Consider the following 23,635-nt stretch of genomic DNA (forward strand, 5'->3'; position numbering starts at 1 on the left):
AAGACGGGGTGGGCAAAGCTTATTTCTTGGATTTGCCCAGTTTCGACTCTTTACCGGCCAGCAGGCGCAAGACGTTCTCACGGTGCCGCCACACCAACAGCAAAGCCATGGCAGCAATAGCCACAGTAATGCTTTGCTCTGCATACCAGACCACGCCATCCAGCAACAGGTACAGCACGGGGGCCAGGATGGCCGCCACCAACGAGGCCAAGGACGAATAGCGGAAGGCCACCGCCACCAGCAGCCAAGTCAGCGCTGTGGCCAAGCCCAGCCAGCCACTAATGCCCACCAACACCCCCAGCGCCGTGGCCACCCCCTTGCCGCCCTGAAAGCGGAAAAACACCGGCCACAGATGGCCGAGAAACGCGGCCAGACCCACCAGCGCGATCGTGCCGTCTTCCAGCCCATAGGGCTTGCCAAACCAGCGCACCAGCACCACGGGCACCCAGCCCTTCACCGCATCGAGCAGCAGGGTCACGATGGCGGCCACCTTGCTGCCAGAGCGCAGCACATTGGTGGCGCCCGGGTTTTTGCTGCCGTAGGTACGCGGGTCGCTCAACCCCATCACACGGGTCACGATCACGGCAAAAGACAATGAGCCCAGCAAATAGGCAGCCAGGGTGGCAAACAAAGGGTACGCGGCGGTCAAAACAACTCCTTGGGTAGACGCTCCATGCGGGCAAACTCCGCAGGGGCGCAAAAGCAACGCTACACAGCGGCTACAAAAACGGTGGGCAAAAAAAGGCTGGTAAAAGCGGCTGGCTATTCTGCCAGCGCGCACTGCACTGTCTTGGCAGACAGCAATTGCACGCACACCTGCGGGTCGATCTGGACCAGAAAGCCCCGGCGCCCGCCGTTGATGGCAATGCGGGGCAAGCCAAGGATCGTCTCTTCGATGTAAACCGGCATGGTGCGCCGCGTCCCAAAAGGTGACGTGCCGCCCACCAGATAACCGCTGTGGCGGTTGGCCACCTCAGGGGCACAGGGCTCCACCGACTTGGCTCCGATCTGGCGTGCCAGATTCTTGGTGGACACCTTGCGGTTGCCGTGCATCAAAACCACCAGCGGCTTCGCATCCTGGTCCTGCATGATCAAGGTCTTGACCACCGTGAACGGATCGAGCCCGAGCACAGCCGCACTGTGCTGGGCACCTCCATGCTCCAGGTATTCATAAGGGTGCTCGGTAAAAGCCACTTTGTTGGCTTTGAGCAATTGGGTCGCCGGGGTTTCTGAAACGTGATCTCTCTTGGCCATAGTGCAACGCAAGGTAACGCCCAATGGTAACCACCCTGCTTGCCCTGCACGGCGCCCCGCACAGGGGCGCGTCCCGGCTCACCCCGCCTTCGCTGTGGCCTTGGCCACAGCGGCCTTCTTACGGCGCCCCACCTTGCGCGTTCCATATTCGCCAATGGCGGCCACCAAAGTCTCGGTGAACGCCCGTACCAAGGCCGACGGCTCACGTCCCTCGGGTGCCAGCACCTGCAGGCGGCGCTGCTGCAACTGGGCCTCCTCAAACGGCACGGCCACCAGGCGCCCGTCTTCCACCCAATGGGCGGCTGTCAGGTAGCCCGCCAGCACCACGTCCAGCCCCTCCAGCAGGGGTAGCAAGGCCGACGAGAAATTGCTCTCAACGGCGGGCGCATAGCGCAATCCCTGCACGGTGCAACTCAAATCAAACAACTGTCGCCCGGTGATGCTGGCACCGCCCATGAGCAGCGGGTAGGCCACCACATCGGCCACGCGCACGCTGCGCTGGCGGGCCAGCGGGTGGCCCGGCACCACCACGGCATACACCGGGGCCACGGCCGAGTGCAGCACCTGCAGACCTTTGTCGGGCGCCAGGCTGTACTTGAGGGCCAGGTCCACCTCCCCCCGCAGCAGCAAGGCCGAGGCGTCCTGCGGCACCACCACCTGCAGCTGCATCTGTACCGAGGGGTGCTGCGCCCGGAAAGCCGACATCACGCGGGGCAAGAACCCCACCGCAAAGCCCTCGGTACACGCCACGCGCACCTGCTGTGCCTGCTGGGTGGCCAAATCCTGCAACTGCTGCACCAACCCGTGGGATTGCGCCTCTTGCGCATTGACATGCGCCAGCAGCCGCGCACCAGCGGCCGTAAGGGCCATGCCACGGGGCTGGCGCTCGAACAGCGGCACCCCCACCGAGTCTTCGAGCTTGGCCAACTGGCGGCTCACCGCCGACGCTGCCACATGCAAGCGCTGCGCCGCCTGGTTGACCGAGCCTGTGCGCGCCACCTCAAAGAAATACCGCAAAGGCAAACTGAAGAGTGAGAACTGCATGACCATCCTTTGCCCAAAATCGGCGCCATATTGCGTTGCAATAAAGGCAACACTTTTTTGCCTATTCTCTATGAATCAGAACGAATAGCAGGCGCCCATCTTGCGTGTTTCAAGGCTCCAATTGCCATATGGCCTGGAGGGCTGCGCCTTCCTCGCCACCACCCCAGGAGCCATTCCATGAAACGCCGCGCCTCACTCACCCTTTTGCTCGCCACCTGTGGCGCCCTGGCCGCTATGGCCAGCAGCGCGCAGCAGCCCAACAGTGCAGCCAGTGCATCCGCCGCCTGGCCGCAGCGCCCCATCCGCCTCGTGGTGCCGTTTCCGCCCGGCGGCGGCACCGATGCCGTGGCTCGGGCCCTGGCGCAAAAGCTGGCCACCCGCCTGGGCAGCCCCGTGGTAGTCGACAACAAACCCGGTGCCTCCACCATCATCGGCACCGAAAGCGTGGTCAAGGCCGAGCCCGACGGCTACACCCTGCTGGTGTCTGGCTCCACCAGCTACACCGTCAACGCCGCCCTGCGGCCCAAGCTGCCGTACGACCCGCTCAAAGACCTGGCCCCGGTCGCCATCGTGGCCAAGGCACCGCTGGTGATCGTGGTCAACGCCAGCTCGCCCCACAAAGACCTTGCCTCGCTGCTGGCGGCGGCCAAGGCGGCGCCCAAAACCATCAACTACGCCACGTTTGGCTCGGGCTCTGCGCCGCACCTGGTGGGCGCTTTGTTGGAGCAAGCCGCTGGCGTGCGCCTGCAAGACGTGCCCTACCGTGGCAGTGCCCAGGCCATGATGGGCCTGATTGGCGGCGAGATCCAGCTCGCCATCGACACCGTGGCCAGCGCTGCGCCGCATGTGCGATCGGGCAAGCTGCGCGCCCTGGCGATTGCGGGCAATGACCGCTCGCGGGCGCTGCCAACTGTTCCCACCGTGCAAGAGCTGAAGCTGCCCGATGCTGCCTTTGACGGCTGGTACGCCATTGCGGCCCCGGCACGCACCCCGGCCGCCATACTGGCCAAGCTGCAAAAAGAAGTGGACGCCAGCATGCGCGACACAGGCCTGCAAGAGCAGGTGCGCAACCAGGGCATGGAACCTGTGTTCATCGGCCCCAAGCCCATGGCCGCCGCCATGGAGGCCGAAATTGGCCGTTACCGCGCCCTGGCGCACCGAGCACAAATCGCAGTGGAGTGAACCCCCATGAGCAGAGAACAACTGATCCGCAGCGTGCAGCAGCACTTTGACGGTGGCGCCTTTGCCACCGACCTGGCCCGCCGCGTGGCCTGGCGCACCGAAAGCGACACCGGCACCGTGCCGCCTGAGCTGCACACCTACCTGACCGAAGAAATGGTGCCCAGCCTGCACGCACTGGACTTTGACTGCCAGGTGATCGACAACCCAGACCCCAAGGGCGGCCCCCTGCTGTTGGCCCGCCGGGTGGAAGACCCTGCCCTGCCCACCGTGCTCACCTACGGCCACGGCGACGTGGTCAACGGCCAGGAAAGCGGTTGGCGCGAAGGCCTCTCGCCCTGGGCGCTAACGCAAGAGGGCGATCGCTGGTACGGCCGAGGCACCGCCGACAACAAGGGCCAGCACACCGTGGTGCTGACGGCCCTGGCGTACGCCCTGCAAGCCCGGGGCGGCCAACTGGGCTACAACATCACCGTGCTGCTGGAGATGGGCGAAGAAGCAGGCTCGCCCGGCCTGGCCCGCTTTTGCGCAGACCACCGCGAAGCCCTGCACGCCGACCTGTTCGTGGCCAGCGATGGCCCACGCATCAATGTGGAGCGGCCCACCCTGTTCCTGGGCTCGCGCGGGGCCCTCAATTTCTCGCTGACCGTGCGCAGCCGTGACAAGGCCTACCACTCAGGCAACTGGGGCGGCGTGCTGGCCAACCCGGCCACCGTGCTCAGCCATGCGCTGGCCAGCATGGTCGATGCGCACGGGCGCATTCTGGTGCCCGGCCTGCTGCCCGCCAGCGTGCCCGACAAGCTGCGCGCCGCACTCAAGGACGTGGTCATTGGCACAGGCGCGGACGACCCCACACTCACCCCTGGCTGGGGTGAGCCGGGCCTCACGCCCGCCGAGCAACTGGTAGGCTGGAACACGCTGGAGGTGCTGGCCCTGGGCTCGGGCAATGCACAGCGGCCCATCAACGCCATCCCTTCGCAAGCCGTGGCGCACTGCCAGCTGCGCTTTGTGGTAGGCACCGACTGGAAGAACGTGCAGGCCACGCTGCGCCAGCACCTGGACGCCCACGGTTTTGAGCAGGTCGAAATCGCCATGGGCATGGTGTGCGGCGCCACGCGGCTGGACCTGGACAACCCCTGGGTGGACTGGACCCTGGCCAGCATGGAGCGCAGCGCAGGCCAAAGCGCCACACTGCTGCCCAACCTGGCCGGCTCGCTGCCCAACGACATCTTTGCCGACCAACTGGGCCTGCCCACGCTGTGGATTCCCCACTCCTACCCCGCCTGCGCGCAGCATGCGCCCAACGAGCATTTGCTGGGCTCCGTCGCCCGCGAAGGGCTGGCCGTGATGGCGGGGCTGTTCTGGGACCTGGGCGATCCCGCAGGCGTGCCGTGGAAAGAAGGCGCGCTGAACACAACCACCAGCGCCTGAAAGTAGCACGGCCCGGCCAGTGCCCCCGCGCAAGGGCCGCCCCGCCGCGCTGGGGGCGTCCCCCTGGGGGGACGGCGCGAAGCGACTCAGGGGGGCTTCACAGTGCCGGGTCGCGCACTTCCCAGCGAATGGCGTCAATGGCCTGCAGCACCTCGGGCGACAGCGTGGTGCCCCAGGCGTTCAGGTCTTCGTCCAGCTGCGCCACCGACGTCACGCCGATGATGGTGCTGGCCACCTGCCACTTGGTGTAGCAAAACGCTAGCGCCATCTGCGTGGGCGTGAGGCCGTTGTCGCGCGCGAGCTGGTTGTAGCGGCGGGCGGCGGTCAGCGCCTCGGGGCGGCCCCAGCGCTGTTTGCGCACCGACTCGTAGCTGGCAATGCGTGCGCCTTGGGGCGCGTTGGGGCCGGTGATGCCGCTCTCGTCGTACTTGCCCGTCAGCAGCCCAAAGCCCAGGGGCGAGTAGGCCAGCAGCGACACGTTCAGGCGATGGCAGGTTTCGTCCATCGCGTTTTCCCAGGTGCGGTTGATGAGGCAGTACGGGTTCTGCACCGTGGCCACGCGCGGCAGACCGTGCTGCTCGGCCAGGCGCACAAATTCGTGCACACCATAGGGTGTCTCGTTCGACAGGCCGATGTACCGCACCTTGCCCGCCTTCACCAGCTTGGAGAGCGTCTCCAGCTGCTCGTGGATGGGCGTTTGCGAGGTTTCCTTGGCCGGGTCGTAGTACACCGTGCCAAAGGCGGGCACATGGCGCTCGGGCCAGTGGATCTGGTAGAGGTCGATCACATCGGTCTGCAGGCGGCGCAGGCTGGCCTCGCACGAGGCCACGATGTCAGCAGGCGTCATGCCCTTGCCCTCGCGCACCCAGGGCATGCCGCGCGAGGGGCCCGCCACCTTGGTGGCCAGCACCAGCTTTTGGCGGGCTCCGGGGTTTTTGGCAAACCAGTTGCCGATGATGGTTTCGGTGGCTCCAAAGGTCTCGGCCTTGGCAGGCACCGAGTACATCTCTGCCGTGTCGATGAAGTTGACGCCCCGTGCCAGCGAGTGGCTGAGGATGGCGTGGGAATCGGCTTCGCTGACCTGTTCACCAAAGGTCATGGTGCCCAGGCAGATGGGGGTGACTTGAAGATCGCTGTGTCCGAGCTGAATGGCTTTCATGGGGTCTCCGTTGGCAAGCCCGCCAGTTTACGGTGTGGCCATATTTGCTGCTGGCATCAGCTTATGCGCCGGGGCGCGGTGCGTGGGTTTGACATGGCGCACCTGGCATTTCAATAAAAACAGGCTCTAGCGCTTATCAATCAAGCGCAAGCAGCTATCAAATAAATAGCAAACACACCATGCCCTCGACATGGCCGCTGTGTGGGCAACGCAACCTTAGGCCTGGCAAGCACTTTGGCCTTACGGTCGTGTCACTACACCGTGAGGTAACGGGCCCACAGGCTGCGGTCGGCGTTCAGGGCATCAGAGTCGCCCTGCCACACCACGCGCCCGCGCTCCAGAATCAGGTGGCGGTCGGCCAGACCCATGAGGCGGTGCACGTACTTGTCCACCACCAAAATGGTCTGCCCCGCCGCCTTGAGCGTGCCCAGGCAGCGCCAGATTTCCTCGCGGATCACCGGGGCCAGGCCTTCGGTGGCTTCGTCCAGGATCAAGAGGCGCGGATTGGTCGACAGCGCCCGGCCAATGGCCAGCATCTGCTGCTCGCCGCCCGACAACTGGCTGCCCAGGTGGTGCTGCCGCTCCTTGAGGCGTGGAAACACGCCGTAGATGCGCTCGATGTCCCACGCATCGCGCAGGCCGTTGCGGTGATCGGCAAACGCCACCAAATGCTCGCGCACACTGAGGTTGGGGAACACATGGCGCCCCTCGGGCACGATGGCCAGGCCCAGGCGAGCAATGGCATCGCTGGGCATGCGGGTGGTGGCCTGGCCCGCAAAGCGCACCTGGCCTGCCGTGGGACGCAGCGCCCCCACCAGGGTCTTGATGGTGGTGCTTTTGCCCATGCCGTTGCGGCCCAGCAGCGATACCACCTCGCCCGCCGCAATCTGCAGGTCCACACCAAACAGCACCTGGCTGGCGCCGTAGCCCGCCTCCACGGCCTGGCAGTTCAACAAGGGCTCGGGGGTGCTCATGCAGCGGTCTCCAGCGTTTCGGTGCCCAGGTACACGGCCTGCACTTCGGGGTGGTTGCGAATCTCGTCGGGCGTGCCTGCCGTCAGCACCCGGCCATACACCAGCACCGAGATGCGGTCGGCCAGGCGGAACACGGCCTCCATATCGTGCTCGATCAGCAGCACCGCCATGTCACGCCGCAGGGTCTCGATCAGCTGCACCATCTGCTGCGACTCGTCCGGCCCCATGCCCGCCATGGGCTCGTCCAGCAGCAACAGCTTGGGTGCCGAGGCCAGGGCCAGCGCCACATCCAGCGTGCGCTGCGCACCGTGGGGCAGCGCACCGGCGGTGGCGTTCAAGCTGTGCTGCAGCCCCACGCGCTCGGCCAGTTGCTCGGCCTGGGCGTACAGGCCTCGCGCCTGGGTGCGTGGCTGCCAAAACCGAAAGCTGGAGCCGCTGTGCGCCTGCACCGCCAGCAGCAGGTTGTCACGCACACTCTGCTTGGGAAAGATGCGCGTGACCTGAAAGCAGCGCGACAGCCCATGCGCCACGCGCCGGTGCATGGGCAGCGCCGTGATGTCCACACCGCCCAGCACCACCCGGCCCTCGTCCGGCGCGAGCAGGCCCGAGATCTGGTTGACCAGCGTGGTTTTGCCCGCGCCGTTGGGGCCAATGAGCGCATGGATTTCGCCGTGCTGCACCGACAGGCTCACATGGTCGGTGGCCAGCAGGCCGCCAAAGCGCTTGACCAGGCCCTGCACTTGAAACAGGCTCATGGCTTGCTCCCCTCGCGCAGTTGGCGCAGGCCGCGCAGCCCACCCCATGCCGCCAGCCCCTGGGGCGCATAGAGCGCCGTGGCAATCAGCAGCAGGCCCAGCGGCATGTGCCAGTAGTGGGTGTTGAGCTTGAGCACCTCCTCCAGCACCAGCCACACCGCAGCGCCCAGCGGCCCGCCCCAGCGGCGGCCCAGGCCGCCGATGACCACCATCACGATCAGCGTGGCCGATTGTGTCCAGTGCATCATCGATGGGCTCACAAAGCCATTGCCCGTGGCCAGCAGCGCCCCGGCCAGGCCCGCAATGGCCCCGGCCAGCACAAACGCCGTGAGCTGCAATGCGTACACCGGGTAGCCCAGCGCCCGCATACGGGTCTCGTTGTCGCGGATGCCCGCCAGCGCCACGCCAAAGCGCGACTTCGTGGCCCGGTCCATCCACCACAGCACCACAGCCACCAGCGCCAGCACCACCCAGTACAGCGTGGACTCATCGGCACTGTTCAGGCCCCCGCCCAGCGCGGGCCGCGCCATCAACGTGTAGCCGTCGTCACCGCCGTAGCTGCGCAGCGACACGAACACGTAGTACAGCATTTGCGCAAAGGCCAGCGTGATCATGATGAAGTAGACGCCCTTGGTACGCAGCGATACCGCACCAATCACCAGGGCCGCCAGCGCAGCAACCCCCATGGCCGCCGCCCACATCCCCCAGGCCGAGCCCACCCCGGCATCGCTGAGCACCACCACTGCATAGGCCCCCACGCCCATGAACCCCGCATGGCCCAACGCCACCATGCCGCCAAAGCCCATGATGAAGTTCAGGCTCGCAGCGGCCAGCGCCACCACCAGCACGCGGCGCACAAAGCCGATGTAGAAGTCCAGCCCCATGGCAGATGCGATGGGCGGAAACACGGCCAGCGCTATCAACAGGGCCAGCGGCAATGCCACCCCCAGCCATCGCGGTGCGGCTGCGCCCGGGGCCGCTACGGCAGCAGAGTTCATCGGTACGTCCGACATGGTTCAGGCCCTTGCAGAGAAAAGCCCCGCAGGGCGAAAGGCCAGCACGGCGGCCATCAGGGCATACATGGCCACCTCGGCAAACAGCGGGCCCAGGTCCGCCGCCAGCGCGGGGGGCAAGGTGACACGCAACAGCTGCGGCACAAACGCACGGCCCATGGTGTCCACCAGGCCCACCAGCAGCGCGGCCACAAAGGCGCCGCGCACCGAGCCAATGCCCCCAATGACAATGACCACCAGCGCCGGGATGAGGATGGATTCACCCATGCCCACCTGCACCGCCATGATGGGCCCCATGAGCGCACCCGCCAGCGCCGCCAGCGCAGCGCCCAGCACAAAAATGCCGCTGAACACGCGCTTGACGCGCACGCCCATCAGCTCGGCCATCCAACGGTCTGACGCGCCTGCGCGCACCAGCATGCCCACGCGGCTGTGGTTGACCAGCAAGTACAGCAGCCCCGCCACCAGCACACCCGCACCCAGCACCACCAGGCGGTATGAGGGGTATGGCAGCCCGGCGAACAGATCCACCGGGCCAGAGAGCGCAGCAGGCGTGGGCGCCATCACGGGCGAGGGGCCCCACACCATCTTCACCGCATCGTCGGCCACCAAAATCACGCCAAACGTGGCCAGCACCTGGGCCAGGTGGTCGCGCCCGTACAGGCGGCGCATCAGCGTCACCTCCAGCAGCACGGCCACCAGCATGGTGGCCGCCACGGCCACCGCCACCGCCCCGGCAAACGAGCCACTGTGCACATGCACCGTGGCCGCCACATAGGCGCCCACCATGAACAGCGAGCCGTGCGAGAGGTTCATCACGTCCATGATCCCGAAGACCAGCGTGAGCCCTGCCGCAATCAAAAACAGCATGAGCCCGTAGCCCGCGCCGTTGAGCAACTGCTCGAAAACAAGTATCGGATTCATCGTGTGGCGTGCATGTGCAAGATGGATTGCTGGTTCAGATGGGTCACAGCCTATGGATTCGGACTCAATGCATCGCAGCCGTACGCGCCGAGCTTGTCCAGGCGCCGCGCACGGCCCAAGCGGGCGCTGCCCAGAGGCGGCGGCCCCAGGACTGCACTGCCCTAGCGGGAGGGCAGGCGCGCGGCGGCTGAGGCAGTTGTCACTTCAGGCCGCATTGCGCCGAATACGCATCGCCGTAGTTCTCCAGCACGGTGCGGATGGTTTTGTTGGTGACGCGGCCTTCGGCGTTCTTGCCCACGGTGCGCAGGTAGAAGTTCTGCACGGGGTAGTGGTTGTTGGCGTAGCGGAAGTTGCCACGCACCGAGGGGTACTGCGCCTTGGCCAGGGCCTTGATCAAGGCGTCCTTGTCGCTGACCTTGCCACCTGCGGCCTTGACGGCGGCGTCCATGGCCATGATGGCGTCAAACGCCTGCGCGGCGTACAGCGATGGCGTGCGGCCCGCGTATTCCTTGCGGAAAGCCGCCACGAAGGCCTTGTTGGCGGCGTTGTCCAGGTCGTGTGCCCAGTGGGTGGTGTTGAACAGGCCCAGCATGGGCTCGCCCACGGCGGTGATCACGTCCTCATCGGCCGAGAAGCCGCTGGTGACCAGCGTGATGTCCTTGGACAGGCCCGCTCCCACAAACTGCTTGATGAAGTTGATGCCCATGGCACCGGGCAGGAAGAAGTACACCGCATCGGGCTTGGCGGCGCGCAGCTGGGCCAGTTCGGTGGCGTAGTCAATCTGCCCCACCTTGGTGAAGATCTCGTCGGCCACCTGGCCCTTGAACTTGCGCTTGAAGCCGGTCAGCGAATCCTTGCCCGCTGGGTAGTTGGGGGCAATCAGCACCATGCGGCCAAACTTCTGGTCGGCGGCAAACTGGCCTGCGGCCTCGTGGAACTGGTCGTTCTGGTAAGCCGTGCCAAAGAAGTACGCATTGCACTGTGCCCCCGCCAACTGGCTCGGGCCTGCATTGCTCGACAGGTACGGCACCTTGGCCGCAAACAAGGTGGGGGCCACGGCCAGGGCCACGTTGCTGGCAATGGGGCCGGTGAACAGGTCGATTTTTTCGCGCTGCACGTAGCGATCCACCAGTTGCTTGGCCTGGTCAGGGCTGCCCGCCATGTCGGTCTGGATGAACTGTGCGGGCTGCCCGCCCAGCTTGCTGCCCAGCTGCTTGATGGCCAGCGCAAACCCATCGCGTGCCTCGGCACCGGGGCCAGCAAAGGGGCCTGACACATCCAGCGCAATCCCGACCTTGATGGGCGCGGCGGCCGTGCCCTGGGCCTGGGCCGACAAGCAAGCGCTGGTGGCCAGCGCCGCCAGCAGGGTCAGTTGCGCGGCGCGGCGCAGGGCAGGTCCGGAGAAAGGGCGAAATGTGGGGGCCATCGTCTGTCCTGTGGAGTTGAATTTGAAAAAAAGCGATACGCAGTTGGCAACCGCGAATGCTACAGCCCTACTTCGACCCTGCCCGCCACCACGCGCACCGGGAAAGTACGCACCGCTTCGGTGACAGGGGCCTTGCAAGGGGCACCCGTGCGGATGTCAAAGGTGCCCTGATGCAAGGGGCATTCCACGCAGCCGTCTTCGACCCAGCCATCGGACAATTTGGCCGCGCCGTGGGTGCACAGGTCGTGCAGGGCGTACAGCCCCTCACCCTGCCGGAACACGGCCACCGGCAGGCCGCCCGCCACCACGGGCCAGACGGCGCCGTCCGGAAAGTCATCGGGCTCGCCCACGTCGTGCCAGCTTTGGGCAGCGGCGGCGGCTTGGGCCAGCAGGGTCAAAGAGCTCGGGGTTTCGGATTCTGTGTGCATGGATCGACTCGTCATCAAATAGGGGTGGCCAACAGGGTGGGAACGCGCAAGGTGTCGTAGATGACGCGCTTGCTGCGGTAACGCCACTCGCCCTCGTGCTGCACCACTTCGTCCAGGTAAGTGCCCGCCTGGTACACGCTCGAATCGCCCGCCTGGCCGGTGATGACGACGATGTAGCTGGACTGGGTGTGCACCACGCCCTCCTCCACCGCCGTAATGACCAGGCCCGAAGTAGCGTGGCGGTACACATGGTCTTCAAAGATGTTGGCGTTGCGCAGCGAGAGCACACGGTCGCGCAGCATGCCGGCGTTGCGGCAATACACAATGGGCGCGGGCAGGCCTGCGTCGAAGTTCTCTTTGGGGATGATTTCGTAGCGGCAGTCTTCGACAAAGAAGCCGGGCCAGTCTTCGAGCCGGTTGTTGTCCAGCGCGTGCACGTAGCGGTACTGCAGCTCCAGCAGCTCGGTCCACAGCGGCAGTCGTTGTTGTGGTTGTTGATGTTGGTTCATGGCGGTGTTTCCTCAATAGCCCATGAGCTTTTGGTAGCCCACCCAAAAGCGGCGGATCAGGTTTTCGGTGATCACGGTGTCTTGTTGCTCGGGGGCATCGCGCGCCATGGCGATGTAGGAGTGCTTGTCGCCATCGCGCGCAGTGCCGCGCTGCACCAGCTCGGTGGCCTCGGTGTCTTCCATCGAGATGTAGCCCGCGGGCCCCACCAGGTTGGCCTGCAACAGGCGCAGTTCGCGCAGCTCGGGCGTGTCGTCTTCGTAGCCGAAGAAATGGAACACCAGCTCAAAGTTGCTGGGCCCTTTGGCCAGCAGCTGGCGCGCCACCAGGGTGTTGTGGATCTGCTGCACCACCAGCTGCGGAAAGATGGGCTGGATGTGGTTGGTGGTCATCTCGTCAAACTCTTTGATTTGCCCGAGCAGGGCCGGTTCTTCGAGCGCAAAGCCTTCGTCCATCGAGCGGATGTTCTGCGCGCTGTAGGCCGCCGCCGTGTCGGTGTCCACCTCGGGCTTGGTCACGGTGATGATGCTGTGCAGGCCGTGCGTGGCATCGGGAATGGAGCGCGCCTTCATGCCCACGCGAAAGATGTTGAACGTGGTGTGGAACAGGTGCAGCAGGCTCGCGTGGTAGGGGTCCTTCACGTTCTCGAAGTACAGCTTCCAGTTCGACTTGGAGTACTGCCGCGTGCAGCCCAGGTAGACGATGGGCTTGTGGAAAATGCGGTCGATCCAGGGGCGCATCTGCTCGCCCAGGTAGTCGGGCAGCGGCGGGGTTTGGTCGCTGAAGGTGGCAAACAGCAGGCCCTTGTAGCTGTCTACGTGCAGCTTGTGCAGGTTGTGCTCTTCGGGCTTGAAGTCTTTGGGCATGCCGACCATGCCTTTTTGGCCCCGGCGAAACGGCACACCCTGCAAGTCGCCATTGGCCGCAAAGCTCCACTGGTGGTACACGCAGGTGTGGCTGGCGGCGTTGCCGCGCTTTTCGCGGCACACCATGGCGCCCCGGTGCGCGCAGCGGTTGACCCAGCAGGCCAGGCCCTCGGGGGTGCGGGTGACCACCACGGGCGTATCGCCGATGAAGGTGGACTTGAAGTCGCCCACGTTGGGGATCTCGGCCTCCAGGCCCAGAAAGCTCCACACCGGGCCGCGAAAGATGCGCTCTTGCTCGCGGTCGAATACTTCTTGCGAACTGAAGACGCTGTAGGGCACGCTGGAGCCGTCGGGCTGCGGGAAATGCACCTGCCGCTGTGCCTTGAGCGATGCGGGTGGCGCAATGGGAATCACAGGGACCACGGGGATGTCGGACATGGGCAAACCTCTTCGATGGGGATGCCTTCATGCTAGAAATCGCAGCGCCTGGGCGCTATCCACTATCGGCACGCAAGGCGCTGGGTCTGTCCGCTTCTTGCAAATCTGTGGAGGGGTGCCAATCACCTGCACATGCGGCAGCCTCACCCCTGCACAGAGCCAAGCGGAAGAACCAATAGAGCAAAGGTGAGACAGAGGCAGCTACCCGCCCGCCGTCTGGCTGGGCAGCTCGCCAAAGCGCTCGCGGTAGTAGCTGGAAAAGCGCCCCAGGTGGCCAAAGCCAAACTCCAGCGCTGCATCGGTCACGCACGGGCTGGGCTGCTGCAACAGCCGCGCACGCACGGCATCCAGGCGCCGATTGCGCAGCAGCGCCATGGGCGATGTGCCGTGGTGGCGCTGGCACAGCTGGTTCAGGCCCCGCACACTCACCCCGGCCGCACGGGCCAGGTCTTCCAGCGCCACAGGCGCACTCAGGCGGCTGTGCAGGTAGGCGTCCAGCCGGTCCAGCCGCCCTGCATCGCTCAGGCTGCCGTGGCTGGCTGGCAACCCCATCTGCGGTGCGGCGGGCTCGCCACAGCCCTCCTCACGACCCGGCTTAGGCACCGGCAGGGCCTGGGCGCACGATGCCAGGAACAGCGCCACATTGCTCTCCATGTGCTCCACCCAGCGGGCATGCGCGGTGCTTTCTACCGGCTGCTGGCTGACGTGCAGCAGCGACTGCATGAGAAAGTGCCATTGCTGCCCCTGCACGGCCGACAAGGGCACCAGCGGGTGCACAAAGCGCGTGTCGTTGAGCAGCGACTCGGGCGCCCAGGCCCGCAGCAGTGGGCAAGGCACCTTCAGGATGAGCTGGCGCGCACCCTGCTGCCAGCGCATGTGCAGGTTGCGCCGGGGCGCAATCAACGCGGCGGCACCGGCGGGCAGGCGAATGGGCACCCCGTCGGACACCATCTCGGCCACGCCCGAGAGCGACAGGTGCACCAGCACGAAGTCATCGAATGGGCGCGGGCGGATCTCGACCTCCGCACCGTATTGCAGCAGGAACACCTGCAACTGACGGATGCGGACCTTAGACAGCGCGGTGTCCACCGCCCCGCTGCACCACTTCAGACCATGGTCTGAGAACTCGCGGGCGACCAGGTCATGCGAATCCACCCGCGCGCGCGACGTGAACACCGGCCGCCGCTGCAGGGCGGACAGGTCCAGAGACAGGGCGGGCTGAAGCAGCATGCGACAAGGCCTTTTCGCGGGGGGTGGGCGCAGTGCACTCAGGGGGCACCGCTTTGATTTGCGTCAAAACAGCAATTTCCATACCCAATGCCATTGCGCTGGAGGGAATGTCCACCTATGGATGTCCTGCACCAGCCACCTGCGCGACAGCCCAGCGCCTGCGAGACCGGGGTGCCCGACGTAACATCCCGCCACACCCTGGCTGCACAGCCTTCCCCCCTTTTTTCCGCGATCGCCCCAGCACCGATGTACCAAGCCCTGAAACCCTCGCGCAGCAGCACACTGGCCCTGCGCCACCTGAACTACCACGTCCGCCACTGGGGGCCCGACACCAGTCCGCTGCCCACGCTGGTGCTGCTGCACGGGTGGATGGACGTGGGCGCGTCGTACCAGTTCACGGTGGACGCGCTGCAGCGCGAGCGCCGCATCATCGCGCCCGACTGGCGCGGCTTTGGCCTGACCACCGGCGCGCCGGTAGACCACTATGTGTTTGCCGACTACCTGGCCGACCTGGACCTGCTGCTCGACCATTACGCCCCCGGCGAAGCCGTGGACCTGGTGGGCCACAGCATGGGGGGCAACGTGGCCATGATGTATGCGGGTGTGCGGCCGCAGCGCATTCGCCGTCTCGTCAACCTGGAAGGCTTTGGCATGCCCGCCACGCGGCCCGAACAAGCACCCAGGCGCTACGGGCAATGGATCGACGAGATCAAGCAACTGCACCAGGGCGATGTGGCCCTGAAAAGCTACGACAGCCAGGACGGCGTGGCCCGCCGCCTGATGAAAACCAACCCGCGCCTGTCCGAAGACAAGGCCCAATGGCTGGCGGGCCACTGGGCACGGCCCAATGCCCAGGGCCAGTGGACCATCCTGGGCGACCCGGCCCACAAGATCTCCAGCGCCCAGCTGTACCGCCTGGACGAGGCGCTGGCGCTCTACGAAAACATCACCGCCCCCGTGCTAGCCGTGGAGGCCAGCGACGACAGCCTGGGCCAGTGGTGGAAAGGCAAATACAGCCTGGCCGAATACCACCAGCGCCTGACCCATGTGCGCGACGCGCGCACCGCCGTCGTGCAGGACGCCGGGCACATGCTGCACCACGACCAGCCGCAGCAAGTGGCACAGCTCATGGAGCAGTTTCTGGACGCCGCCTGAACCACCAGTGAAACCACCATCATAGCCACCATGCATCAAAATGGCCTCTAGCGCTTATGCATCAAGCGCTAGCAGCTATCATTTTTGATAAGGCACCCGAAACACCGGGCAGCCGCCTGCCCCGGCTGTGCAGGCGCAAAGCCCTCCTGGGGACATTGGCGGGGCAGATTCACTTCCCATGAGAAAATCGCGGGTTATTCCACAGAACACGCAGGACAAGAACCATGGACGCAGAACGCACCAACCTCATCGGCACCACCCTCGAAGACCTGGCTCTGCGCACGCAAGAGTTACGGAGGTATCTTTGACTTCGATGCCAAATTTGAACGCCTGCGCACGGTAAACGCCTCGCTGGAAGACCCTTCGGTCTGGAACGACCCGAAGAAGGCCCAGGAGTTGGGCAAGGAACAAAAATCGCTCTCCAGCGTGGTCGTCACACTGGAAAAGCTCACCCGCGACTTGGCCGACAACGCCGAGCTGTACGAGATGAGCAAGGAAGAAGGCGATGAAGCCGGCCTGCTGACCATCGAGGCCGAAGTCGCCACGATGCGCACGGCCGTGGAAGAGCTGGAGTTCCGCCGCATGTTCAGCAATGAGGCCGATCCGCTCAACTGCTTCGTCGACATCCAGGCGGGCGCCGGTGGTACCGAGGCCTGCGACTGGGCCAGCATGCTGCTGCGCCAGTACCTCAAGTACGCCGAACGCAAGGGCTTCAAGGCCACCGTCGAAGACGAAACCCCGGGCGACGTGGCCGGTATCAAGAGCGCCACGATCAAGATCGAGGGCGAGTACGCCTTCGGCCTGCTGCGCACCGAAACCGGTGTGCACCGCCTGGTGCGCAAGAGCCCGTTCGACAGCTCAGGCGGCCGCCACACCTCGTTCGCCTCGCTGTTCGTGTACCCCGAAATCGATGACTCCATCGAGATCAACATCAACCCGGCCGACGTGCGCACCGACACCTTCCGCGCATCGGGCGCGGGCGGGCAGCACATCAACAAGACCGACTCGGCCGTGCGCCTGACGCACATTCCCACCGGCATCGTGGTGCAGTGCCAGGACGGCCGCAGCCAGCACAGCAACCGTGATGTGGCCTGGCAGCGCCTGCGCAGCCGCCTGTATGACTTTGAAATGCGCAAGCGCATGGAAGAGCAGCAGAAGCTGGAAGACACCAAGACCGACGTGGGCTGGGGCCACCAGATTCGCAGCTATGTGCTGGACAACAGCCGCATCAAGGACCTGCGCACCAACGTCGAAATCTCGGCCACGCAAAAGGTGTTGGACGGCGACCTGGACGCGTTCATCGAAGCCTCGCTCAAGCAAGGGGTGTGATGGGCGCAGCGCACGGCGCCACCCCTGCCCACCGCCTGCGTGCGGTGGGCGCCGCGCCCTCTGGCCGCTGACCTGCCACTGAACCCCACACCTTGCACCCAACCCGCACCCGAAAGGCGGCATGACACCCACCCAAGCCATCATCTTCGACATGGACGGCACCATGATCGACTCCATGCCCTGGCACGCCAAGGCCTGGGTGGAGTTTGCCCGCCGCCGCGACATGGCGCTGGATGTGCCCGACCTCATGGCGCGCACCACCGGGCGCAACGGCACCGAATGCATCCGCGAGCTGCTGGGCCGCGAGGTGTCGCAGGACGAGGCCGACGCGCTGACCCGCGAAAAAGAAGACATTTACCGCGAACTGTTTGGCCCGCAATTTGCCGAGGTGGCGGGCTTTCGCCAATTTGCCCAGCAGGTGGCGGACCGCGGCCTGAAAGTGGCCGTGGGCACGGCGGGCGACATCCACAACGTGGAGTTCGCCATGTCGCGCCTGCAGATGCAGCCGCAGCCCTTGGCGGTGGTGCGGGGCGATGAAGGCCTGCCCGGCAAGCCAGAGCCCTCGATCTTTCTGGAAGCCGCTCGCAGGCTGGCCGTGGCGCCAGAGCACTGCATCGTTTTTGAAGACGCCCCTTTTGGCATTGAAGCCGCCCGCCGCGCTGGCATGCGCGCCGTGGCGGTGTGCAGCACGCACAGCCCCGCGCAACTGGCGGGGCCCCATGTGCTGGCCGCCGTGCGCGATTACACCGAACTCATGAACACCGACTTTTTGGAGAGCATCCATGTTGCAACTGTCTAAAGAAGACGGACAGGCCGTGCCTGTAGCCATCCACCGCGAGAACTACACCGCCCCCGCCTACTGGATCGACAGCGTCGAGCTCACGTTCGACCTGGACCCTGCCAAGACCCGCGTGCTCAACCGCATGGTGCTGCGCCGCAACCCCGACGTGGCCGCGCAACCTCTGCGCCTGCACGGCGAAGACCTGAACCTGGCGCGCGTGCTGGTCAACGGCCAGGGCACCTCGTTCAAGATGGACGGCGGCCAGCTGGTGCTGGAGAACCTGCCCGAAGGCAGCGAGCCCTGCGCCATCGAGATCTTCACCACCTGCGCGCCCGCCAAGAACACCAAGCTCATGGGCCTGTACGTGAGCAACGAGTCGTTCTTCACGCAGTGCGAGGCCGAGGGCTTCCGCCGCATCACCTACTTCCTGGACCGCCCGGATGTGATGGCCAGCTACACCGTGACGCTGCGCGCCGACAAGGCGCAATACCCCGTGCTGCTCTCCAACGGCAACCTGGTGGACAGCGGTGACCTGGAAGACGGCCGCCACTTTGCCAAGTGGGTGGACCCGCACAAGAAGCCCTGCTACCTGTTCGCCCTGGTGGCAGGCAAGCTGGTGGCGCGCGAGCAAAAGATCCGCACCCGCGCGGGCACAGACCACCTGCTGCAGGTGTATGTGCGCCCGGGCGACCTGGGCAAGACTGAGCACGCCATGAACTCGCTGATGGCCAGCATCGCGTGGGACGAAGCCCGCTTTGGCCTGCCGCTGGACCTGGAGCGCTTCATGATCGTCGCCACCAGCGACTTCAACATGGGCGCCATGGAGAACAAGGGCCTGAACATCTTCAACACGAAGTACGTTCTGGCCAGCGAAGCCACGGCCACCGACACCGACTTCGCCAACATCGAAAGCGTGGTCGGCCACGAGTACTTCCACAACTGGACGGGCAACCGCGTGACCTGCCGCGACTGGTTCCAGTTGAGCCTGAAGGAAGGCCTCACCGTCTTCCGCGACCAAGAGTTCAGCATGGACCTGGCGGGCAGTCCCTCGGCCCGCGCCGTCAAGCGCATCGAAGACGTGCGCGTGCTGCGTACCGCCCAGTTCCCCGAAGACGCGGGCCCCATGGCCCACCCGGTGCGGCCCGACAGCTACGTCGAGATCAACAACTTCTACACCGTCACCATCTACGAAAAAGGCTCCGAAGTCGTGCGCATGCAGCACAACATGGTCGGCCGCGACGGTTTTGCCAAGGGCATGAAGCTGTACTTCGAGCGCCACGACGGCCAGGCCGTGACCTGCGACGACTTCGTGCAGGCCATTGCTGATGCCAACCCCGCCAGCCCGTTGGCACAGCACCTGCCGCAATTCAAGCGCTGGTACAGCCAGGCGGGCACGCCCCGCGTGCGCGCGACCGGGGTGTATGACGCTGCCACGCGCTGCTACGCCCTCACCTTGTCGCAAAGCTGCCCCGCTACGCTCGGCCAGCCGACCAAAGAGCCGTTCGTCATCCCTGTGGAGCTGGGCCTGCTGAGCACCTCAGGCGCCCCCCTGCCCTTGCAGCTGACGGGCGAGGCCGCCACTGGCGCCCTGTCGCAAGTGCTGGTGCTAACCGAGGCATCGCAAACCTTCACCTTCACCAACCTCGACAGCGCCCTGGTGCCCTCGCTGCTGCGCAATTTCAGCGCCCCGGTGGTGCTGGACATCGACTACACGGATGCTGAGCTGCTCACCCTGCTGGCGCACGACACCGATGCCTTCAACCGCTGGGAAGCAGGCCAGCGACTGGCACTGCGAATCGCTATCAATAGCATATCTTCTAGCGCTGATTTGGCGGGCGCTACAGCCACTTCAGAGCCCAAAATCCTGGGCACGGCCTTCGTCGAGGCCATGCGTGCTGTGCTGCGCCATCCCGGCTTGGACGCCGCCTTCAAGGAGCTGGTGCTCACCCTGCCGTCAGAGACCTACATCGCCGAGCAGCTGGACGTGGTGGACCCGCAGCGCATCCACGCCGTGCGCGAAGCCATGCGCACCGAACTGGCCCTGGCCCTGCGCGCCGACTGGGAAGCCGCCTGGGAGCAGCACCAGAACACCGGCGGCTACCAGCCTGACAGCGTCTCCAGCGGTCGCCGCGCCTTGAGCGGCATGGCCCTGCACATGCTGTGCATCGCAGCGCAGATCACGGGCGATGCCGTGTGGCCCGGCAAGGCCTACCAGCGCTTCAAGGACGCGGGCAACATGACCGACCGCTTCAACGCCCTCACGGCCCTGGTGGCCAGCGGCCACGAACTGGCGGCCCCTGCCCTGGCGCGCTTTCATGCGCTGTTCAAGAACGAGCCGCTGGTCATCGACAAGTGGTTTGCCCTGCAGGCGGGCGCGCCCGACCGGGGCGGCAACGTGCTGCCCGCCGTGCGCCAGCTCATGCAGCACCCAGACTTCAGTCTCAAGAACCCCAACCGCGCGCGCAGCGTGATCTTCAGCTACTGCAGTGCCAACCCCGGCGCCTTCCACCGCCTGGATGCGGGTGGCTATGTGTTCTGGAGCGACCGCGTGATCGAGCTGGACGCGATCAACCCCCAAGTGGCCGCCCGCCTGGCCCGCGCACTGGACCGCTGGAAGAAGCTGGCCGAGCCCTGGCGCACCGCCGCCCGCGAAGCCATCGCCCGCGTGGCCGCCCGCGAGGGCCTGAGCAACGACGTGCGCGAAGTCGTCAACCGCGCACTGGCCGAATAAACAAGGAGTCTCCCCATGGCAAAACCCATCAGCCTCACCCGCTACCTGGTCGAACAACAGCGCGTTGACGGCCATATCCCCTCTCAACTGCGCCTGCTGCTGGAAGTGGTGGCACGCGCCTGCAAAGGCATCAGCCAAGCCGTCAATAAGGGCGCGCTGGGCGGCGTGCTCGGCAGTGCCGAGAGCGAAAACGTGCAGGGCGAGGTCCAGAAGAAGCTGGACATCATCGCCAACGAAGTGCTCATTGAAGCCAATGAATGGGGCGGCCACCTGGCGGCCATGGCATCTGAAGAAATGGACGGCATCTACCTGGTGCCCAACCGCTACCCGCAAGGCGAATACCTGCTGTTGTTCGATCCCCTGGACGGCTCCAGCAACATCGACGTGAACGTGAGCATCGGCACCATCTTCAGCGTGCTCAAGAAGCCCGATGACGACCGTGGCGTGGAGGAAGGCGACTTCCTGCAGGCAGGCAACCGCCAAGTGGCCGCTGGCTACTGCATCTACGGCCCGCAAACCACCCTGGTGCTCACGGTGGGCGACGGCGTGGCCATGTTCACCCTGGACCGCGAGCAAGGCTCCTTCGTGCTAACGCAAGAGAACGTGCGTATCCCCGAGGACACCAAGGAATTCGCGATCAACATGAGCAACATGCGCCACTGGGATGAGCCAGTCAAGCGCTACATCGACGAATGCCTGCAAGGCAAGGAAGGCCCGCGCGGCAAGGACTTCAACATGCGCTGGATTGCCTCCATGGTGGCCGACGTGCACCGCATCCTGACCCGTGGCGGCGTCTTCATGTACCCCTGGGACAAGCGCGAACCCAACAAGCCCGGCAAGCTGCGCCTGATGTACGAAGCCAACCCCATGGGCTGGCTGGTAGAGCAAGCCGGCGGTGCCGCCACCAACGGCAAAGGCCGCATCCTGGACATCCAGCCCCAACAACTGCACGAACGCGTCAGCGTCATCCTCGGCTCCAAGAACGAGGTGGAGCGGGTCACCAGCTACCATTCAACGCTATAATTTGAGGCTAACGCCGGTGTAGCTCAGTCGGTAGAGCAGCTCATTCGTAATGAGAAGGTCGGGTGTTCGATTCATCTCTCCGGCACCAAATGAAAAGCCCTGATTCGCAAGAGTCAGGGCTTTTTTCATGGGTTTGGGCCCACTCGGCCGGTTCTGAAATTCAGTGGGTTGGCGCAAACTTTGTTTGCGAATGGCGGCAAATTGTGGACACTTGGAACGCCCGCCAGGTTGCCACGTGCAGGCGGGCTGCCCACAATTTTCGGGACTCTGCGCACCGCTGGAAAGGCCATCACACCATGCAAAACAGAACCCCCTCCGACCGCAGAAGCGGCATCGACCGCCGACAAACGCAAAATGAGCCACCCGCCAGCTATGAGCGGCGCAGAACCATTGAGCCCCGGCAGCCGGAGGTCGTAGAGATCGAGCTGTCGCCCGAAGAGCTCATCGCACTCGGCTTTGACACGGCACCAAAGCCAAACAAACCCTGATTGCCCCCCCTCCATAGGCTTGCACTGTCGCTGAAAGGCTAGAGACATCGTTGCCTGAACAGTCAGTAGCTTTTGCCGTGCTGACTCAGCAGGCGCCCACTGAAACCCTGTGCATGCTTTGGGCATGCAGCACCTCCAGTCAGTCTGGACGCACCATCAAGACGCGGTGCACCACCATGTCCAGTGCGGGCTTGGTGTTGCCTTGCTTATCGGTCCAGACCTTGGGGGTCAACGCACCCGACACGGACACAGCCTCGCCCTCTTGGGCATCGTGCAAAAGCTCGCACACCCTTGGATCAAAGGCGATGAGATTGACGAGCACGCCATCGACATCCATGCCCGTCACACGCAAGCGCGCCACCGTATAGGACTTGCCCGCCTTATCCACCCGACGCTCGGCAGCGCTCCACAGCCTGCCTGCCACCAAACCATCAATCATCTGATCCTCAACTTCCAGACTGGCTCCGGCCCAAAGCAAAAAAGCCCGGCTCCTTTCGGAACCGGGCTTTTGCTATCAATGGTCGGCGTGGCGGGATTCGAACTCGCGACCCCTTGCACCCCATGCAAGTGCGCTACCAGGCTGCGCTACACGCCGACAAGACTTAGATTATATACACAAAAATAGGCCCCTTAAGAAAGGAGAGCCTTTATCTCCAACAATTCTTGGCGGACAGCGGCGAAGTCCAGAATCTGCTCTTCTCGCAGCGCCGCAGCAGATGGGTCAGCAGGTTCGGCATGCAACGCATCTGGACCATCCTCATCTGCAACAGCACCGCTGTCACGCTCAAGGTGCGTCAGCTCTTGCAACCGGTTGCGTGCGCCGCTGATGGTAAAGCCCTGGTCATACAGCAGATCCCGTATCCGCCGGATCATCAACACTTCATGGTGCTGGTAATAGCGGCGGTTGCCGCGCCGCTTCATGGGACGCAGTTGCGTGAACTCCTGCTCCCAGTAGCGCAGCACATGCGGCTTCACGCCGCAGAGTTCAGCGACTTCACCAATGGTGAAGTAGCGCTTGGCTGGAATATGAGGAAGCGTTGTGCCCATGAAGGGAAGACCGGTGTACTCGAAAACCGCTTAGCGTACTGCAGAGGCCGAACGGCCGCCAGCGCGAATCCACGGATTCCCATTCAAAACAGGAAAAGGTTCACACGGACTCTGTCGCGCTGCCCTGAATCTGCTCTTTGAGCTTGCTGCTGGCGTGGAAGGTGACGACCCGCCGTGCCTGGATGGGAATGGCCTCACCCGTGCGCGGATTGCGCCCGGGCCGGGGGGCTTTGGTTCGGATCTGAAAGTTGCCAAACCCCGACAGCTTCACATCCTTGCCCTCGATCAGGCTCTGCACGATGAGGTCAAAGAATGCGTCGATCATGTCTTTGGACTCGCGCTTGTTCAGCCCAATCTGGTCAAACAAAAGGTCTGCCAGCTGAGCCTTGGTCAGCGCGTTGGTCTCCAGGCTGTCGACTGCAAATTCAATCACTTGGGCCATCTCCACGCCAG

Annotated in this window: 24 protein-coding genes and 2 tRNA genes; 9 read left to right on the plus strand and 17 right to left on the minus strand. The window is 64.8% G+C overall.

Annotation, left to right across the window (positions count from 1 at the left end; all coding sequences use genetic code 11):
- Positions 1 to 19: 19 nt before the first annotated feature.
- The 3 genes from plsY to CLU88_RS06920 all read right to left on the minus strand — a co-directional run bounded on the left by plsY (position 20) and on the right by CLU88_RS06920 (position 2,298).
- Positions 20 to 649, minus strand: a complete 630-nt coding sequence (gene plsY / locus CLU88_RS06910; protein ID WP_099655957.1) for a glycerol-3-phosphate 1-O-acyltransferase PlsY — start codon at positions 647 to 649, stop codon at positions 20 to 22.
- 113 nt (positions 650 to 762) lie between these two features.
- Complete coding sequence (gene ybaK / locus CLU88_RS06915; protein WP_099655958.1) at positions 763 to 1,254, minus strand: Cys-tRNA(Pro) deacylase; 492 nt, start codon at positions 1,252 to 1,254, stop codon at positions 763 to 765.
- 78 nt (positions 1,255 to 1,332) lie between these two features.
- Positions 1,333 to 2,298, minus strand: a complete 966-nt coding sequence (locus CLU88_RS06920) for a LysR family transcriptional regulator (RefSeq protein WP_099658701.1) — start codon at positions 2,296 to 2,298, stop codon at positions 1,333 to 1,335.
- A gap of 177 nt (positions 2,299 to 2,475) precedes the next feature.
- Here CLU88_RS06920 and CLU88_RS06925 point away from each other — a divergent pair, with 177 nt between their 5' ends.
- Complete coding sequence (locus CLU88_RS06925) at positions 2,476 to 3,480, plus strand: tripartite tricarboxylate transporter substrate binding protein (protein ID WP_099655959.1); 1,005 nt, start codon at positions 2,476 to 2,478, stop codon at positions 3,478 to 3,480.
- Positions 3,481 to 3,486: 6 nt separating this feature from the next.
- Positions 3,487 to 4,908: a M20 family metallopeptidase gene (locus tag CLU88_RS06930; RefSeq protein WP_099655960.1), complete on the plus strand. Its 1,422-nt coding sequence runs from the start codon at positions 3,487 to 3,489 to the stop codon at positions 4,906 to 4,908.
- A 97-nt stretch (positions 4,909 to 5,005) separates the two neighbouring features.
- Here the strand turns inward: CLU88_RS06930 and CLU88_RS06935 are convergent, their stop codons facing one another.
- The 10 genes from CLU88_RS06935 to CLU88_RS06980 all read right to left on the minus strand — a co-directional run bounded on the left by CLU88_RS06935 (position 5,006) and on the right by CLU88_RS06980 (position 14,628).
- A complete protein-coding gene (locus CLU88_RS06935) occupies positions 5,006 to 6,067 on the minus strand; it encodes an aldo/keto reductase (protein ID WP_099655961.1) in 1,062 nt (353 codons plus the stop codon).
- A gap of 254 nt (positions 6,068 to 6,321) precedes the next feature.
- A complete protein-coding gene (locus CLU88_RS06940) occupies positions 6,322 to 7,041 on the minus strand; it encodes an ABC transporter ATP-binding protein (RefSeq protein ID WP_099655962.1) in 720 nt (239 codons plus the stop codon).
- On the minus strand, positions 7,038 to 7,796 hold the full coding sequence (locus CLU88_RS06945) for an ABC transporter ATP-binding protein (protein WP_099655963.1): 759 nt from the start codon (positions 7,794 to 7,796) through the stop codon (positions 7,038 to 7,040). Before CLU88_RS06945 ends, CLU88_RS06940 begins: the two co-directional genes overlap by 4 nt.
- A complete protein-coding gene (locus CLU88_RS06950) occupies positions 7,793 to 8,809 on the minus strand; it encodes a branched-chain amino acid ABC transporter permease (protein ID WP_233205392.1) in 1,017 nt (338 codons plus the stop codon). The genes CLU88_RS06945 and CLU88_RS06950 overlap by 4 nt, the downstream gene beginning before the upstream one ends.
- A 3-nt stretch (positions 8,810 to 8,812) precedes the next feature.
- Entirely contained in the window at positions 8,813 to 9,733 is a 921-nt protein-coding gene (locus CLU88_RS06955) for a branched-chain amino acid ABC transporter permease (RefSeq protein WP_099655965.1), read from the minus strand.
- Between the two features lie 199 nt (positions 9,734 to 9,932).
- Positions 9,933 to 11,159, minus strand: coding sequence for an ABC transporter substrate-binding protein (locus CLU88_RS06960; protein WP_099655966.1), 1,227 nt, complete (start codon positions 11,157 to 11,159; stop codon positions 9,933 to 9,935).
- 59 nt (positions 11,160 to 11,218) lie between these two features.
- On the minus strand, positions 11,219 to 11,587 hold the full coding sequence (gene andAb / locus CLU88_RS06965) for an anthranilate 1,2-dioxygenase ferredoxin subunit AndAb (protein ID WP_233194932.1): 369 nt from the start codon (positions 11,585 to 11,587) through the stop codon (positions 11,219 to 11,221).
- A 14-nt stretch (positions 11,588 to 11,601) separates the two neighbouring features.
- A complete protein-coding gene (andAd, locus tag CLU88_RS06970) occupies positions 11,602 to 12,096 on the minus strand; it encodes an anthranilate 1,2-dioxygenase small subunit AndAd (protein ID WP_099655967.1) in 495 nt (164 codons plus the stop codon).
- Positions 12,097 to 12,108: 12 nt separating this feature from the next.
- Entirely contained in the window at positions 12,109 to 13,398 is a 1,290-nt protein-coding gene (andAc, locus tag CLU88_RS06975) for an anthranilate 1,2-dioxygenase large subunit AndAc (protein ID WP_233205393.1), read from the minus strand.
- Positions 13,399 to 13,599: 201 nt separating this feature from the next.
- Positions 13,600 to 14,628 (minus strand): AraC family transcriptional regulator, encoded by a 1,029-nt coding sequence (locus tag CLU88_RS06980; RefSeq protein WP_199173429.1) that lies wholly within the window; start codon positions 14,626 to 14,628, stop codon positions 13,600 to 13,602.
- A 246-nt stretch (positions 14,629 to 14,874) separates the two neighbouring features.
- Between CLU88_RS06980 and CLU88_RS06985 the strand changes: the two genes are divergently transcribed.
- From CLU88_RS06985 to CLU88_RS07015, 7 genes are all read left to right on the plus strand, one after another.
- Positions 14,875 to 15,783: an alpha/beta fold hydrolase gene (locus CLU88_RS06985; protein ID WP_099655968.1), complete on the plus strand. Its 909-nt coding sequence runs from the start codon at positions 14,875 to 14,877 to the stop codon at positions 15,781 to 15,783.
- 224 nt (positions 15,784 to 16,007) lie between these two features.
- A protein-coding gene (prfB, locus tag CLU88_RS06990; RefSeq protein ID WP_099655969.1) for a peptide chain release factor 2 occupies positions 16,008 to 17,112 on the plus strand; the annotation gives its coding sequence in 2 pieces (ribosomal slippage) (positions 16,008 to 16,088 and positions 16,090 to 17,112; 1,104 coding nt in all).
- 121 nt (positions 17,113 to 17,233) lie between these two features.
- Positions 17,234 to 17,911 carry an HAD family phosphatase gene (locus CLU88_RS06995; protein WP_099655970.1) on the plus strand — a complete coding sequence of 226 codons (678 nt, stop codon included), beginning with the start codon at positions 17,234 to 17,236 and terminating at the stop codon, positions 17,909 to 17,911.
- Entirely contained in the window at positions 17,895 to 20,624 is a 2,730-nt protein-coding gene (gene pepN, locus CLU88_RS07000; RefSeq protein ID WP_099655971.1) for an aminopeptidase N, read from the plus strand. The genes CLU88_RS06995 and pepN overlap by 17 nt, the downstream gene beginning before the upstream one ends.
- A 15-nt stretch (positions 20,625 to 20,639) precedes the next feature.
- Complete coding sequence (locus CLU88_RS07005) at positions 20,640 to 21,647, plus strand: class 1 fructose-bisphosphatase (RefSeq protein ID WP_099655972.1); 1,008 nt, start codon at positions 20,640 to 20,642, stop codon at positions 21,645 to 21,647.
- Positions 21,648 to 21,659: 12 nt separating this feature from the next.
- Positions 21,660 to 21,735 (plus strand) — tRNA-Thr (locus CLU88_RS07010).
- 208 nt (positions 21,736 to 21,943) lie between these two features.
- Positions 21,944 to 22,135: a hypothetical protein gene (locus CLU88_RS07015; protein WP_099655973.1), complete on the plus strand. Its 192-nt coding sequence runs from the start codon at positions 21,944 to 21,946 to the stop codon at positions 22,133 to 22,135.
- Positions 22,136 to 22,274: 139 nt separating this feature from the next.
- Here CLU88_RS07015 and CLU88_RS07020 read toward each other — a convergent pair whose 3' ends face one another.
- The 4 genes from CLU88_RS07020 to CLU88_RS07035 form a co-directional block, all read right to left on the minus strand.
- Positions 22,275 to 22,574: a single-stranded DNA-binding protein gene (locus tag CLU88_RS07020; protein ID WP_099655974.1), complete on the minus strand. Its 300-nt coding sequence runs from the start codon at positions 22,572 to 22,574 to the stop codon at positions 22,275 to 22,277.
- A 79-nt stretch (positions 22,575 to 22,653) separates the two neighbouring features.
- Positions 22,654 to 22,730: transfer RNA gene (locus CLU88_RS07025), tRNA-Pro, on the minus strand.
- A gap of 35 nt (positions 22,731 to 22,765) precedes the next feature.
- Positions 22,766 to 23,182, minus strand: a complete 417-nt coding sequence (locus CLU88_RS07030; RefSeq protein WP_099655975.1) for a MerR family transcriptional regulator — start codon at positions 23,180 to 23,182, stop codon at positions 22,766 to 22,768.
- A gap of 100 nt (positions 23,183 to 23,282) precedes the next feature.
- Entirely contained in the window at positions 23,283 to 23,624 is a 342-nt protein-coding gene (locus CLU88_RS07035) for an integration host factor subunit alpha (RefSeq protein WP_099655976.1), read from the minus strand.
- Between the last annotated feature and the right edge of the window lie 11 nt (positions 23,625 to 23,635).

This window comes from Acidovorax sp. 56, assembly GCF_002749705.1.
Classification (GTDB): domain Bacteria; phylum Pseudomonadota; class Gammaproteobacteria; order Burkholderiales; family Burkholderiaceae_C; genus Acidovorax.

Coding starts and splice junctions, on each gene's coding strand:
- CLU88_RS07015 (WP_099655973.1), top strand. CDS start 21,944: ATGCAAAACAGAACCCCCTCCGACCGCAGAAGCGGCATCGACCGCCGA.
- CLU88_RS06950 (WP_233205392.1), bottom strand. CDS start 8,809: ATGTCGGACGTACCGATGAACTCTGCTGCCGTAGCGGCCCCGGGCGCA.
- CLU88_RS06940 (WP_099655962.1), bottom strand. CDS start 7,041: ATGAGCACCCCCGAGCCCTTGTTGAACTGCCAGGCCGTGGAGGCGGGC.
- CLU88_RS07030 (WP_099655975.1), bottom strand. CDS start 23,182: ATGGGCACAACGCTTCCTCATATTCCAGCCAAGCGCTACTTCACCATT.
- CLU88_RS06925 (WP_099655959.1), top strand. CDS start 2,476: ATGAAACGCCGCGCCTCACTCACCCTTTTGCTCGCCACCTGTGGCGCC.
- CLU88_RS06995 (WP_099655970.1), top strand. CDS start 17,234: ATGACACCCACCCAAGCCATCATCTTCGACATGGACGGCACCATGATC.
- CLU88_RS07020 (WP_099655974.1), bottom strand. CDS start 22,574: ATGATTGATGGTTTGGTGGCAGGCAGGCTGTGGAGCGCTGCCGAGCGT.
- andAb (WP_233194932.1), bottom strand. CDS start 11,587: ATGCACACAGAATCCGAAACCCCGAGCTCTTTGACCCTGCTGGCCCAA.
- CLU88_RS06945 (WP_099655963.1), bottom strand. CDS start 7,796: ATGAGCCTGTTTCAAGTGCAGGGCCTGGTCAAGCGCTTTGGCGGCCTG.
- ybaK (WP_099655958.1), bottom strand. CDS start 1,254: ATGGCCAAGAGAGATCACGTTTCAGAAACCCCGGCGACCCAATTGCTC.
- CLU88_RS06930 (WP_099655960.1), top strand. CDS start 3,487: ATGAGCAGAGAACAACTGATCCGCAGCGTGCAGCAGCACTTTGACGGT.
- CLU88_RS06935 (WP_099655961.1), bottom strand. CDS start 6,067: ATGAAAGCCATTCAGCTCGGACACAGCGATCTTCAAGTCACCCCCATC.
- CLU88_RS06955 (WP_099655965.1), bottom strand. CDS start 9,733: ATGAATCCGATACTTGTTTTCGAGCAGTTGCTCAACGGCGCGGGCTAC.
- andAc (WP_233205393.1), bottom strand. CDS start 13,398: ATGTCCGACATCCCCGTGGTCCCTGTGATTCCCATTGCGCCACCCGCA.
- pepN (WP_099655971.1), top strand. CDS start 17,895: ATGTTGCAACTGTCTAAAGAAGACGGACAGGCCGTGCCTGTAGCCATC.
- CLU88_RS06980 (WP_199173429.1), bottom strand. CDS start 14,628: ATGCTGCTTCAGCCCGCCCTGTCTCTGGACCTGTCCGCCCTGCAGCGG.
- CLU88_RS06960 (WP_099655966.1), bottom strand. CDS start 11,159: ATGGCCCCCACATTTCGCCCTTTCTCCGGACCTGCCCTGCGCCGCGCC.
- CLU88_RS07035 (WP_099655976.1), bottom strand. CDS start 23,624: ATGGCCCAAGTGATTGAATTTGCAGTCGACAGCCTGGAGACCAACGCG.
- andAd (WP_099655967.1), bottom strand. CDS start 12,096: ATGAACCAACATCAACAACCACAACAACGACTGCCGCTGTGGACCGAG.
- CLU88_RS06985 (WP_099655968.1), top strand. CDS start 14,875: ATGTACCAAGCCCTGAAACCCTCGCGCAGCAGCACACTGGCCCTGCGC.
- CLU88_RS07005 (WP_099655972.1), top strand. CDS start 20,640: ATGGCAAAACCCATCAGCCTCACCCGCTACCTGGTCGAACAACAGCGC.
- CLU88_RS06920 (WP_099658701.1), bottom strand. CDS start 2,298: ATGCAGTTCTCACTCTTCAGTTTGCCTTTGCGGTATTTCTTTGAGGTG.